Annotated in this window: 10 protein-coding genes and 1 pseudogene; 3 read left to right on the forward strand and 8 right to left on the reverse strand. The window is 71.8% G+C overall.

The genetic code is table 11. The features are described 5' to 3' along the window. Positions 1-228: 228 nt before the first annotated feature. Positions 229-511, reverse strand: a pseudogene (locus ACO1BR_RS03505) (hypothetical protein). 112 nt (positions 512-623) lie between these two features. Between ACO1BR_RS03505 and ACO1BR_RS03510 the strand changes: the two are divergent. Further along, positions 624-2,432: an NHL domain-containing thioredoxin family protein gene (locus ACO1BR_RS03510; protein ID WP_426793529.1), complete on the forward strand. Its 1,809-nt coding sequence runs from the start codon at positions 624-626 to the stop codon at positions 2,430-2,432. 52 nt (positions 2,433-2,484) lie between these two features. On the opposite strand, the gene ACO1BR_RS03515 is transcribed toward ACO1BR_RS03510, so the two are convergent. From ACO1BR_RS03515 to ACO1BR_RS03545, 7 genes are all read right to left on the reverse strand, one after another. Further along, the gene (locus tag ACO1BR_RS03515) at positions 2,485-3,087 is read right to left on the reverse strand and encodes a DUF4232 domain-containing protein (protein ID WP_426793530.1); all 603 of its coding nucleotides are present in this window, start codon (positions 3,085-3,087) and stop codon (positions 2,485-2,487) included. Between the two features lie 141 nt (positions 3,088-3,228). Next, positions 3,229-4,137, reverse strand: coding sequence for a helix-turn-helix domain-containing protein (locus ACO1BR_RS03520; protein WP_426793531.1), 909 nt, complete (start codon positions 4,135-4,137; stop codon positions 3,229-3,231). A gap of 156 nt (positions 4,138-4,293) precedes the next feature. Continuing rightward, positions 4,294-5,187, reverse strand: a complete 894-nt coding sequence (locus ACO1BR_RS03525; protein ID WP_426793532.1) for a hypothetical protein — start codon at positions 5,185-5,187, stop codon at positions 4,294-4,296. A 333-nt stretch (positions 5,188-5,520) separates the two neighbouring features. Further along, the gene (locus tag ACO1BR_RS03530; protein ID WP_426793533.1) at positions 5,521-6,336 is read right to left on the reverse strand and encodes a DUF4232 domain-containing protein; all 816 of its coding nucleotides are present in this window, start codon (positions 6,334-6,336) and stop codon (positions 5,521-5,523) included. A gap of 165 nt (positions 6,337-6,501) precedes the next feature. Continuing rightward, a complete protein-coding gene (locus tag ACO1BR_RS03535) occupies positions 6,502-8,439 on the reverse strand; it encodes a BTAD domain-containing putative transcriptional regulator (protein ID WP_426793534.1) in 1,938 nt (645 codons plus the stop codon). 1 nt (position 8,440) lies between these two features. Next, positions 8,441-9,736: a M18 family aminopeptidase gene (locus ACO1BR_RS03540; RefSeq protein WP_426793535.1), complete on the reverse strand. Its 1,296-nt coding sequence runs from the start codon at positions 9,734-9,736 to the stop codon at positions 8,441-8,443. 305 nt (positions 9,737-10,041) lie between these two features. Further along, complete coding sequence (locus ACO1BR_RS03545; RefSeq protein WP_426793536.1) at positions 10,042-11,868, reverse strand: acyl-CoA dehydrogenase; 1,827 nt, start codon at positions 11,866-11,868, stop codon at positions 10,042-10,044. A gap of 191 nt (positions 11,869-12,059) precedes the next feature. Here ACO1BR_RS03545 and ACO1BR_RS03550 point away from each other — a divergent pair, with 191 nt between their 5' ends. Continuing rightward, positions 12,060-12,536, forward strand: coding sequence for an SseB family protein (locus ACO1BR_RS03550; RefSeq protein ID WP_043265151.1), 477 nt, complete (start codon positions 12,060-12,062; stop codon positions 12,534-12,536). A gap of 142 nt (positions 12,537-12,678) precedes the next feature. Further along, positions 12,679-13,632: a pirin family protein gene (locus tag ACO1BR_RS03555; protein WP_426793537.1), complete on the forward strand. Its 954-nt coding sequence runs from the start codon at positions 12,679-12,681 to the stop codon at positions 13,630-13,632. The last annotated feature ends 39 nt before the right edge of the window (positions 13,633-13,671 follow it).

Below are 13,671 nucleotides of genomic sequence, written 5' to 3' on the forward strand. Positions count from 1 at the left end.
GGACGGTTCGTACGCGGGCTGCTGTCTGTGCAGTTAAGTTACTTTGCGCAAGGGCACCCCGGCAGTGCTTTCGGGTCACCATCGTAGGTGGATGTTTGACGGCGGAGCCGTTCGAAAGCTTTGGCGGTGATACTGTGCGCGGTTCGCCGACCCCGAACGGTGCGGACCAGGCGAAATCGGTCAATTCCCTTCGCGGGGGGGAGGCTTGGCCGTGCCCGCCCCGAGCCCTCAGTCGTCCCCGCGCTCCCGCTTGGCCATCCGGATCACGCACACCGCGATGGCGATCAGCAGCGGCGGATCGGCGTCCTCCCGTACGGCGTCGACCGCATAGGCGTCGCGTACGGTCAGCCGGCGCCGGGAGATCTCGGCGAGCAGTTCGCCGTCGTACTCGATCCTTGAGCTCGAAGGTCTCCCGCAGGCGCAGCGCCTTCCCGTCCACCAGGAAGGCGTGCCGACCATGATCGTCGTCGAACCAGTAGTCCTCACCGATGCCGAAGATCCGGTCGTGCACGACGTCCTTGCGGGAGCGCGGGGAGTGGTCTCCGTGGGATCGCGGAAGGGGTGAGGTGTTCCCCACGGACCCTGCGGAATGCGGACGCACCGGGGTGACGTTGAATGTCCACATGGCTTCACGTGCGCGCGTCCGGGCCCCCGAGCTGATCGGCAAGGGCGGCTGGCTCAACACCGGCGGAAATGATCTCACCCTCTCCGACCTGCGAGGACGCATTGTCATCCTCGACTTCTGGACCTTCTGCTGTGTGAACTGCCTGCATGTCCTGGACGAGCTGCGGGAGCTGGAGGAGCGGCACCGCGACTCGGTCGTGATCATCGGCGTGCACTCCCCGAAGTTCGTGCACGAGGCCGAGCATCAGGCGGTCGTGGACGCCGTCGAGCGGTACGGCGTCGAGCACCCGGTCCTCGACGACCCCGAGCTGGCGACCTGGAAGCAGTACGCGGTGCGGGCCTGGCCGACGCTCGTGGTGATCGACCCCGAGGGCTATGTGGTCGCCCAGCACGCGGGCGAGGGCCATGCGCACGCCATCGAGAAGCTCGTCGAGGAACTGGTCGCCGAACACGGCGCCAAGGGCACCCTCCGGCGCGGCGACGGCCCGTACGTACCGCCGGAGCCGGTCGCCACCGACCTGCGGTTCCCCGGCAAGGCGGTGCGGCTGCCCGGCGGCACCTTCCTCGTCTCGGACACCACCCGGCATCAGCTGGTGGAGCTGGCGGCCGACGGCGAGCAGGTGCTGCGCCGGATCGGGACCGGCGAGCGCGGGCTGGGCCCGGACTCCTTCAACGAGCCGCAGGGCCTGGCGCTGCTGCCCGACGGCACGGTCGCCGTCGCGGACACCGTCAACCACGCCGTCCGGGTCTTCGACCCCCGCAGCGGTGCGCTGGAGACGGTGGCCGGCACCGGCAGGCAGTGGTGGCAGGGTTCGCCGTCCTCCGGGCCGGCCCGCGAGGTGGACCTGTCCTCGCCGTGGGACCTCGCCTGGTGGCAGGACCGGCTGTGGATCGCGATGGCCGGCGTGCACCAACTGTGGACGTACGACCCGGCGGACGGCACGGTCTCGGTCGCGGCCGGCACCACCAACGAGGGGCTGGTGGACGGGCCCGCCGCACAGGCGTGGTTCGCCCAGCCCTCCGGGCTCGCGGCGGCCGGCGACCGGCTGTGGATCGCCGACTCGGAGACCAGCGCGGTGCGTTGGATCGAGCGGGCGGCGGACGGCGACGGCCATGTGGTCCGCACGGCCGTCGGCACCGGGCTCTTCGACTTCGGGCACCGCGACGGCGCCGCCGCGCAGGCCCTGTTCCAGCACCCGCTGGGCGTCACCGCGCTGCCCGACGGCTCGGTCGCCGTCGCGGACACCTACAACCACGCGCTGCGCCGCTTCGACCCCGCGAGCGGCGAGGTGACGACGCTCGCGACCGATCTGCGCGAACCGTCCGCGGCGGTGCTCGCCGACGACGACATCGTGGTCGTGGAGTCCGCGCGGCACCGGCTGACCCGCCTGCGGCTGCCCGAAGAGGCGGTACGCGTCGAGGCGGTGGCCCACCGCACCCGGCGCGCGGCCACCGACGTCGCCCCGGGCAGCCTCCGCCTGGACGTGGTCTTCCAGGCCCCGGCCGGCCAGAAGCTCGACACCCGCTACGGCCCCTCGACACGGCTGCTGGTCAGTGCGACGCCGCCGGAGCTGCTCGCCGACGGTGCCGGTGCGGGCACCGATCTCGCCCGGGACCTGGTGCTGGCGGACGGTGTCACCGAGGGCGTGCTGCACGTCTCGGCGATGGCCGCGTCCTGCGACGACGCCCCGGACGTCGAGTACCCGGCCTGCCATGTGCACCAGCAGGACTGGGGCGTTCCGGTCCGGGTCACCGACGGCGGCGCGGCCCGGCTGGGGCTTGTCCTGGCGGGGCTGGACGCCGAGTAGCCCGGGGAACGGCGTGGTCCCGGCCCCGGTGGCCGGGCCCACCCGTGCGGGGTCAGTCGCCGACGCCGGCTTCCAGCCTGGCCCCGGCCAGGCTGCTGTTCCAGTCGCTGACCCTGCTCTGGCCGACGGAGATGATGTCGCGCTTCTCGGCGAAGTCGAACGTCACCGGCGACCCCGTGGACCGCGCGAACCGGATGGCCACGTTCTCCTGCCGGGTGCCCAGCGCGGCGGGGGTGTTGGTCGGGACGACCGCGTAGGCGGTGTCGCGGGGGCGGAGGGTGACCTGGTGGTTCGATCCCGCCTTCACCGGCGGCAGCGGGGTCTTCGCCTGGTTGAAGGACAGCAGCGGCGCGCCGTACAGCGTGCAGCTCAGCGTGCTGGAGGAGTTCCGGTACCGCACGGTGACGTACCCCTTGGGACCCGTCTGCTGACCGAACTGGAGCCGGGACGTGGAGAGGGAGCAGTACGTCGTACGGCCGCTGCGACGGCTCGCGGTGCCCGCACCGCCGATGACGTGGTGCGTGCTCCTGGAGGCCGAGGACGAACTCCGGTGGGTTTTCGCGCTGTTGCAGCCGGTCAGGGCGAGTGAGCCGGCGAGTCCGAGGGCCAGCGCGGCGTAGGCGGCGGAGCGGTGGCGGGTGCGGCGTGCGGTCATGAGTGGTTCCCCCTGGGAGTCGCTGCGGTCAGGTATCGCCGGCTGTCATGGCATCGCCACGATAGTCACCGGGGCTCAGATGGACAGGGCGGGTGCGTTCCGGGCCGGCATCCGTACGGGGGCCGGGGCACGGCCGGACGTTCACGATCCGTCGCGGCAGCGGGGCAGTTCGGCGTTCGCCAGTTGCTCCGGACGGATCCGGATGCCCGGCGCCCAGACCTGCCCGCCCCTGTGGTCGACCCGGAACCAGATACTGCTGTGCCCGCCCATCTCGTCGGTGACGGTGACACCGTCGGCGATCTCGCAGACCGCGTGCAGCGCATCGCCGTGCCAGACATGGCCCACGATGTTGGGCCGCAGATACGGCGCGTACGGATCGCGGGCGAGCCCGAGTCCGCAGTAGTCGCTGCGGCTGTGCTGGCAGGCCCGTTCGACGTTGTTGACGGTGATCACGGCGGATCCGGTGCCGGTCGAGGAGCCCGCGGGGGCCGGCGCCCGGCCGCCGCCCTCCGCCGGACCGCCGCTGTCCGGGCCGGTCAGCGCGAGGACGGCGAACGCGGCGCCGGCCAGTACGGCGGCGGTGCAGAGCCCGGCGAGCAGCAGCCGCAGCCGGCTCCGGGCCGGTGCGGTGTCTTCCAGGTCTCCCGGGTCTTGCGGGTCTTCCGGTTCCGTCCGGTCGCCGGGACCCGGCCCGGCCTCGTCGCCGGGTTGCGGGGCGGGCACCGGCGGGGCGTCCGCCGCCTCCTGGGCGCGATGCAGCAGCTCCACCAGCGCGGGCATCCGGTCCTCACCGGTGAACGAGAGCTTGCACCACTGCACCAGCAGCCGCTCGTCGGGCAGGCTCTGGCCGCGCAGATACCGCGAGAGGGACGACCGGCTGGCGGGCAGCCGCCCCGACAACTCCTGAAGGCTGTAGCCCAGTTCGCCGTGCATCCGGCGCAGGGCGGCGACGAAGTCCCGTACGGGTCCGGAGAGTTCGGCGGGAAGCGGAGCCAGTGGCTTGCGGCGGACATTTGGGGCGTCGTTCTCATGGCCAGGCACGTCTCGCATTCCAGCACAGCGGACATGCGCGCGCGAGGGGCACTTCCGCTCCCCTGTGACGGAAGTGCCCCTCGTTACGCGATCCGGAACGAACCCGGATCGCCCTGTGAAGTTGCAACGGATTCAGCGCCCCGGATCCATCCCGGAACGCGCCCCCGATTAGGGTCAGTCGCCGAACTCCACGGGACGGTAGGGCCTGAACCGGGCGTCGCCGCCCGGCAGTCCGTAGGTCAGGCTCCGGTGGTCGGTGCCATGGCCACCGCGCTGCTCGAACGCCGTGTACGAGGAGTGCGCGGCGTTGTTCCACTTCTCGAAGATCACGACATGCCTGTGGTTGTGGTCGCCGATCGCGTCGATGAGCAGGTCGCCGGGCTTCAGTTCGCCGAGCGATATCGGCCGGGTGAGGCCGCGGTCGGTGGCCAGCCCCACGGTGTTGGTGCCCGGCGTCGGCAGCCCGAGGGCCATCGACGCATAGCCCGAGCAGTCCTGGCGGTAGCCGTCCTTCCAGACCTTGACCTGGCTGTACGGGACCTGGGCGCCGTGGTCGGCGGTCAGCCAGGTGGCGGCGCGCACCAGCATCTCCTGGCGGCTGCGGCCGGGGTGCGGCGGCGCGCCGTGGACCGGTATGCCCGGCAGCCGGTCCTGCGGGATGGCCACCGCGACCACGCTGAGGAACCCGCCGACCGGCCCGGTCAGATGCGCCATGTACGTCGAGCAGGCGCTGCCCTCGCACACTCGGTGCCCGGTGTCGACCTGGTAGTCGGCGGTGATCCGGTCCTGGCCCGCCGCGGTCTTGTTGATCATTCCGACCGCGGGGGAAGCGGTGTCGGCCGTGGCGTGCACGACCCAGCGGGTGCCCCAGGTCGGGAAGCCGGCGGCGGCGGTTCCCGGGGCCGCGGTCTCGCTGCCGTGCGCGACCCCCGCGATCCCGGCGACGCCGATCCCGGCCGCGGCGACCGCGGGCAGCACCCTGCGCACCACGGTCCGGCGGATCGTGGATGCCCTGCCGTCCGCGGGGGTTGTGCCGTCCCCCGGGTACGTGGTGCCGTGCTCGTCCATGCCGGTTCCCCTCCGAATCGGTCCGGCCCGGACGGCCGGTTGCGGCGACGGAGACCATGGTGGTGCGGGCGCGCGGCACGGTCCGCCGTTCCACGTTCCATGGGACGTACCGCCCGCCCCGCACCGCTGTGAGCTGCGAGGACGCGGTCGGCGGGACGCCATCGCGGGACACCGGGCGGGCGCCGTGGGACATGACGGGACAGCCGCAGCCGGCCCGGAAGCCGCCCGGACACCGTGCGGGAGCCGCCCGGCCGGCCCGCGGCGCGGCGGCAGACGAAGGGGCGCCCGCAGGGGGAGTCGCGGGCGCCCCGCTCAAGGGAGCGACGGATCGGCCTACCAGGAGGCCGCGTCGCTCGGGTCCGTCTGCCAGTACGACACCCGGGCGCTGTCGTCGATGTACGCCGAGCCGCCCGGCAGCGCCACCTTCGCCGCACCGCCGACGCTGCCCTTGCCGTCGCGGGCCGCGACCCAGACGGACAGCGAGGTGACCGTGCGGCCGTGCGCGCCGCCGGCGGCACCGGACGTCGTCACCCCGGCATAGCCGGACTGGCCCGGCGCGAGGGTGACCACGGCCTGCGGCTTGCTCTCCGGCAGGTCCGGGACCGGCGCTTGCGCGTCGTCGAACTGCAGGAACGGGGCAGCGTAGAGGTCGCAGGTGGTACCGGAGGTGTTGGTGGCCTCCAGCAGGAGATGGTTGATCGGCCGGTTCAGCGGCTTCGCCACGATGCGGATCCGGGCGGCGTCGCAGGCGGTGTGCCCGGCGCCCGCACCCCGGCCCCGGCCGGCGGTGGACCCGCCCGGCGCATGCGAGCCGCGCTGCTTGGCGCCGCCGGCCGAGCCGTCCGTCGCGGTCGCGTTGCCGCCGCGGCCACCGGACGCCTGCCCCGCCGAGGCGCTTTTGCCGCCGCTCACCGAGGCGTTGGTGTCCTGCGTGCCCTTCGCGCCGTTGGCCGCCGGGTCCTTGGAGTCCTGCGGCGCCGGGTTGAACGGCTTGGCGGCGGCGGTCTTCAGCGGGTCGTCCTGGCCGCCGCAGGCGCTGAGGGTGAGCGCGGCGACGGCGGTCAGTCCGGCTGCCGCGATCCGCAGCGTACGGCGGCGGGCGGTGCGGGGCGTACGGGCGGTGCGGGTGTGGGCGTCGGTCTGCGGCATGTCGGTCTCCCCCCGATGGGCAGTGCGCCGTGCGGTGCGCTCTGCGGTGCGGCCGGATGCGATCCGGCCGGGCCTGCTTGTCCTGCGGTCTGTCCACAAGACTGCCGCCCGCCGCTGGCGTGCCGCTAACGCTTGCCTAACGACCGCCGTCCGCCGCCGCGGTGCTCAGCCGTTGCCGCCACCGGGGCCCTTGCCCCGCCCGCTCTCCCCACCTCTCTCCTCACCGCGCTCATCGCGCGCGAACAGCTGCGTCAGCGTACTGATCGTGTAGACATCGGTCGCCTCTTCGTCCACCAGATGCATCTCGGCGAGCCGCTCCAGGCCGTCCTGGGTGCGCTCGGGGTCGTACCCGGCGAGCGCCGCCGCCACCGACGCGTTGAGATGGCCGTCGGCGCTGGTCGCCAGCGCGCTCAGCAGCCGGGCATCATCTGCCGACAGCCGGGCGACCGACATCCGCAGCGCCGCCGCGATCCCGGTGTCCTCCGCCGACAACAGCGCCAGCCGCCGCCGCTCGTCGCGCAGCGCCGCGGCCAGCCGGGCCAGCTTCCAGCGCGGCCGGGCGGTCAGCTGGGCGGCGGCGGCCCGCAGCGCCAGCGGCAGCCCGTCGCACAGCGCCACCAACTCCTCGGCGGCGGCCGGGTCTTCCGCGACCCGCTCCGGCCCGAGCATCGCGCCGAGCAGCGCCGCGCCCTCCTCGTGGCCGAGCACCTGGACGCTCACCGGGCGGGCGCAGTCCGTGGCGACCAGCCCGTCGAGCCGGCTGCGGCTGGTGACGACCGTGGCGCAGTGCGGGCCGCCGGGCAGCAGCGGGCGCACCTGCGCCGAACTCCGCGCGTTGTCGAGGACGACCAGCAGCCGGCGGTCGGCGACCAGCGAGCGGAACAGCGCCGAGGCGGCCTGTGCGGAGCCGGGCACCCGCTCGGGCGGCGTGCCGAGCGCCAGCAGGAAGTCGCGCAGGATCTCGGCGGGCGCCGCCTCGTCGCCCTCGCCGAAACCGCGCAGATCGGCGAAGAGCTGCCCGTCGGGGAAGGCCCCGGCGTGCAGATGCGCCCACTGCACGGCGCATGCGGTCTTGCCGACGCCGGCCGGTCCCGCGACCACCGCGAGCGGACTCTCGCCGGTCGTACGGTCCGTCAACGCATCCGTCAGTGCGCGCAGTTGGCCCTGCCGGCCCAGGAAGCGAGCGGGCGGCCGGGGCAGCAGCCGCGGTGCCGCACCGGCCCGCCCGGCCCCGCGGCCCGTCCCCGTCGTCGTGGCGTCCGCGGGGGCCGCACCGGCGGCGTCCCCGGACTGCGGGTCCTCCTGCCCGTGTTTCACGTGAAACGACGAGCGCGCGGGCGCCGCCTTCCGGCCGCCGTCCGCCGCCTCCGCGCGGAGAATCTCCTCGTAGGCGTCGCGCAGCCGCTCCCCGGGATCCACGCCCAGCTCTTCGTTGAGCAGCCGCCGGGTGCGGTGGAACCACTCCAGCGCGTCCGACTGCCGCCCCGTACGGAACAGCGCCCGCATCAGCGCCGCGATCAGCCCTTCGCGCAGCGGGTGGTTGACGGCCGCGGAGTAGAGGATCGCCGCGGCCTGTTCGTGCTCACCGAGCGCACCGTGGGCCCGCGCCAGCGCCTCGACGGCGGTCAGCCGGCGCTCTTCCAGCGCATGCGCGGCGGCGGCGAAGGGCGGGCTGGTGACCGTGCCGGTCAGCGCGGGCCCGCGCCACAGCCCCAGCGCCTCGCGCAGCAGCGGCACGGCGTCGGCCGGTGCCGCCTCCGGGCGGGCCAGCGCCACCAGTTCGCTGAAGCGGTGCGCGTCGATCAGTTGCTCCGGCAGTCGCAGCAGATAGGCGGAGCCGTGCGTGGCCAGCTCGATGCCGTACATTTCCGCACCGCCCGCGGCCAGTGTCGCGCGCAGTCGCGAGACATGCCCCTGGACGACCGTACGGGCGTGCTCGGGCGGCTCGTCCTCCCACAGCGAGTCGATCAACTGCTCCAGTGGAACGGTGGTGTTGGGCTGCAGAAGCAGCAGCGCCAGCACACTGCGCCGTTTGGCGGGCCCGAGCGACAGCTCTCCTGAGCCGGTCGTCACGGCGATCGGACCGAGCAGTGAGAATTCCAACTCAGCTCTCCAGGAAGGCCGTCAGGGCGTTCGCCAGCAGATACGGGTCCTGGGCACCGCACAGCTCGCGGGCCGAGTGCATGGACAGGATGGCCACACCGATGTCGACGGTCGCGATGCCGTGCCGGGCCGCGGTGATCGGCCCGATCGTGGTGCCGCACGGCATCGCGTTGTTGGACACGAACGACTGCCAGGGCACCCCGGCCCGTTCGCACGCCGCCGCGAAGACGGCCCGCCCGCTGCCGTCCGTCGCATACCGCTGGTTGACGTTCACCTTGAGGATCGGCCCGCCGTTGGGCATCGGGTGGTGCCCGGGGTCGTGCCGCTCGCTGTAGTTGGGGTGGACGGCATGACCGGTGTCGGACGACAGGCAGACGGTGCCGGCGAAGGCCCGCGCCCGGTCCTCGTACGAACCGCCGCGGGCGAAGACCGAACGTTCCAGCACCGTGCCGAGCAGCGGGCCGTCGGCGCCGGTGTCCGACTGGCTGCCGTTCTCCTCGTGGTCGAAGGCGGCCAGCACCGGGATGCCGGTCAGCGTGCTGCCGGCGGCCGCCGCCGCGGCGAGCGCGGCCGTACCGGCGTGCACGGACAGCAGGTTGTCCATCCGCGGCCCGGCGACCAGCTCACGGTCGCGCCCCAGATAGGCGGGGGGCTCGACGCTGTGCACCATCAGGTCCCAGCCCTTGATGTCGTCCGCCGGGACCCCGGTCTCCTCCGCCACGAACGCGATCAGATCGCCCTCGGCGACCTCGCCCAGGCCCCAGATCGGCGTCATGTGGCGCTGCTTGTCGAGTTTGAGCCCGTCGGTGTTCACCGAGCGGTCCAGGTGGACGGCGAGTTGCGGCACCCGCAGCAGCGGCCGGTCCACGTTGACCAGCCGGTGGCTGCCGTCGCGCAGCGTGACCCGGCCGCTGAGCCCCAGGTCGCGGTCGAGCCAGGTGTTGAGCAGTGTGCCGCCGTAGATCTCGACGGCGATCTGCCGCCAGCCCCGGGAACCGGTGTCCGGGATCGGCTTGACGCGCAGATTGGGCGAGTCGGTGTGCGCTCCGACGATGCGGTAGGGGGTCGCGGCGCCCGCGCCCTCGGGGACGTACCACGCGATGATGGCGCCGCCGCGCAGCACATACCGGCCGCCGCTCTCGCCGCCCCACTCGTCGGTCTCCGCCAGCTGCCGGAAGCCGGCCTTCTCCAGCCGCTCCGCCGCGTTCGCCACCGCGTGGTAGGGCGACGGACTGGCGGCGAGGAAGGACATCAGGTCGTCGGTGTGGCCGCGGTCGAAGCGGGTGGAGTTGGTCATGGATTCAGCATAAGGAGCGAAGTCCGCGAATCCCCGTGCCCAGGGGGCGCGACTCCGTTGCCTTCCGGCCACGATTTCCGCATTCCAGGCCGCTGACCCCACTGGAACGAATGATTCCGTTTCTGGCCGGGCGCACGGGCCCCAGCCGGCTCGTCCACCTCATCGGGCCCGGAACGACGGTGCCCGCCTCCTCGGGGGAAGGGAGGCGGGCACCGGTCAGTCTGGCCGCCGATTCTGAGAGCTCTCTAAGAACGGCGTGACGGTCCGGGAACAGGCCCCGGACCGCCGGGACTTGACCGCGTCGCTCAGAACGCGGCCTCGTCGAGCTCCATCAGCGACTGGTCGACGGACTCGGCCAGCCCGCGCTGCACCGCGACGCCCGGCAGGACGTTGTGCGCGAAGAACTTCGCGGCGGCGATCTTGCCCTCGTAGAACGGCTTGTCCTTCGAGGACGCACCGGCCAGCTTCCCGGCCGCCACTGCGGCGCCCTTGAGGAGCAAGTAGCCGATGACGACGTCACCGGAGGCCATCAGCAGGCGGGTGGTGTTCAGACCGACCTTGTAGATGGACTTGACGTCCTTCTCCGTGGCGGCGAGGTCCGTCAGCATGGCGCCGACGATCGCCTCCAGGTCGGCGGCGGCCTTGGCCAGCTCGCCGCGGGCCTGCTCCAGCTCCGCGCCGCCCTCGGCGTCGGCCAGGAACTTCTTGATCGTCTCCGAGAGCTGGGTCAGCGCCGCGCCCTGGTTGCGGACGATCTTCCGGAAGAAGAAGTCCTGCCCCTGGATGGCGGTGGTGCCCTCGTAGAGGGTGTCGATCTTGGAGTCCCGGATGTACTGCTCGATCGGGTACTCCTGGAGGTAGCCGGAGCCGCCGAAGGTCTGGAGCGACTGGGCCAGCTGCTCGTAGGACTTCTCCGAGCCGTAGCCCTTGACGATCGGCAGCAGCAGGTCGTTCAGCGCGTTCTCGGTGGAGGCGTCCTCGCCCGCGGACTCCTTGATGAGGATCTCGTCCTGGACCGTGGCGGTGTACAGCACCAGGGCGCGCATGCCCTCGGCGTACGCCTTCTGCGTCATCAGCGAGCGGCGCACGTCGGGGTGGTGGGTGATGGTGACGCGCGGCGCGGCCTTGTCGGTGAACGCGGCCAGATCCGGGCCCTGCACGCGCTCCTTGGCGTACTCCAGGGCGTTCAGGTAGCCGGTCGAGAGGGTGGCTATGGCCTTCGTGCCGACCATCATCCGGGCGAACTCGATGATCCGGAACATCTGGCGGATGCCGTCGTGCTTCTCGCCGATCAGCCAGCCCTTGGCGGGGTGGCGGTCACCGAAGGTCATCTCGCAGGTGTTGGACGCCTTGAGGCCCATCTTGTGCTCGACGTTGGTGGCGTAGACGCCGTTGCGCTCGCCCAGCTCGCCGGTCTCGAAGTCGAACTCGTACTTCGGCACGAGGAAGAGCGACAGGCCCTTGGTGCCGGGGCCGTGGCCCTCCGGGCGGGCGAGGACGTAGTGGAGGATGTTGTCCGCCATGTCGTGCTCACCGGACGTGATGAAGCGCTTCACGCCCTCGATGTGCCACGAGCCGTCCTCCTGCTTGACGGCCTTGGTGCGGCCGGCGCCGACGTCCGAGCCGGCGTCCGGCTCGGTCAGCACCATCGTGGAGCCCCAGCCCTTCTCCGTGGCCAGCTTCGCGATGTGCTTCTGCTGCTCGGTGCCCTCCTCGAAGAGCACACCGGCGAAGGCCGGGCCGGAGGCGTACATCCACACCGCCGGGTTCGAGCCCAGGATGGACTCGGCGAAGGCCCACAGCAGCGAGCGCGGCGTGGTGGTGCCGCCGATCTCCTCCGGGACGCCCAGACGCCACCACTCGGCGTCCATGTACGCCTGGTAGCTCTTCTTGAAGGTGTCCGGGACCGGCGCGGTGTTGGTGTCCGGGTCGAAGACCGGGGGATTCCGGTCGGCGTCCGCGTACGAGTCGGCCAGCTCGTTCTCCGACAGCCGGGCGATCTCGGACAGCACGCTCTTGGCGGTGTCGACGTCCATCTCCGCGAACGGTCCGGTGCCGTACACGCTGTCACGGCCGAGCACCTCGAAGAGGTTGAACTCGATGTCGCGGAGATTCGACTTGTAGTGCCCCATGGGTACGGCTCCGTAAGGGTTCGGGAGGGCCTCTTTGCGAGGAAGGACCTCGATGCGAGGAAGGGACCTCGATACGCAATACCAGCAAGTAGCTCCGATGATGCTACCCACCGGTAATAAGAAGCAACCCCTCTCGGTCGATCTGTGACGAGCGTCCCCCGCGCGATCCCCGAATCAGTACGCTGTGGCGCATGTACGGCTACGACCAGAACGCGGGTGCCGGGCAGCAGCAGTATGGAGCTCCGCCGCCCCCGCCGCAGCAACCGGCCCCCGGGGGCTACGGCGAGCAGCCGCTCTATCCCGAGCCGTCCCCGCCCTCCCTCGCCGACGCGGTGCGCGCCTTCACCACCGGCTCGATGTCGGCCGAGGACTTCCAGGGCATCTTCTCGACGTCCAAGGTCTACTGCCCGCGCGGCGACAACCCCGGGTTCCTGGCTCTGCACAACACCCAGCAGCCGGTGATCCCGATGTTCACCTCGCTCAAGGAGCTGCGGCGGTACGCGGGCAAGGAGTCCAAGTACTTCGTGATCACCGGTGCCGAGGTGCTCGATCTGCTGCCGACCGGCTACGGCTTCGTCCTCGACATGGAGGGCGACCACCGGATGGTCTTCGATGCCAAGGCCGTGGAGCAGATGGTCGACTTCGCCATGCGGCGCATGTACGGCTGACCCCGACCCTTCGTACGTCACCCTGCTTCGCCCGTCTGACCTGCGGAAACAGCGATACTGCGCAGCCGGGAATGCCGCACGCCTTGCAAGTTGTTCAGGATTCAACTAACTTATTGAATCGCGAACGACCGAGGAGGCCGTCATGCCTGCTGTGACCGTAGAGAACCCGCTGACCCTGCCGCGGGTGGCCGCGCCCGCCGGCGCGCACACCCGGCCCGTGCTGACCGTCGCCACCGCTCCGAGCGGATTCGAGGGCGAGGGCTTCCCCGTGCGCCGGGCGTTCGCCGGCATCGCCTACAAGCACCTCGATCCCTTCATCATGATGGATCAGATGGGCGAGGTGGAGTACGCACCCGGAGAGCCCAAGGGCACCCCCTGGCATCCGCACCGCGGCTTCGAGACCGTCACGTATCTGATCGACGGCACGTTCGTGCACCGCGACTCGCACGGTGGCGGCGGTGTCATCAACGACGGCGACACCCAGTGGATGACGGCGGGCTCCGGCCTGCTGCACATCGAGGCACCGCCGGAGTCGCTGGTGATGTCCGGCGGACTCTTCCACGGCCTCCAGCTGTGGGTGAACCTGCCGAAGAGCGACAAGATGATGGCGCCGCGCTACCAGGACATCGGCGGCGGCCAGGTGAAGTTGCTGACCTCCGCCGACGGCGGGGCGCTGCTGCGGCTGATCGCCGGTGACCTCGACGGCCACCGGGGGCCGGGCGTGACCCACACACCGATCACGATGATGCATGTGACGGTGAGCCCGGGCGCCGAGGTGACCCTCCCCTGGCGCACGGACTTCAACGCCCTCGCCTACGCCCTGGCCGGCCGCGGTACGGCCGGTGCGGAGGGCCGCCCGTTCCACATGGGCCAGGCGGTCGTCTTCGGTGCGGGAGACGCGATCACGATCCGGGCGGACGAGAACCAGGAGTCGCGCAGCCCCAACTTCGAGGTCGTGCTGCTGGGCGGGCTGCCGATCCGCGAGCCGATGATGCACTACGGCCCGTTCGTGATGAACACCCACGCCGAACTGGCCCAGGCATTCGAGGACTTCCAGGCCGGACGGCTCGGAAGGATACCCGCCGACGCGCGCTGAGCGGCCCGCCACGGCAGGGAGCAGGGGGCGGGGGTTTCC

The sequence above is a fragment of the Streptomyces sp. YGL11-2 genome, from assembly GCF_050054615.1.
In the GTDB taxonomy this organism is placed as follows: Bacteria; Actinomycetota; Actinomycetes; order Streptomycetales; family Streptomycetaceae; genus Streptomyces.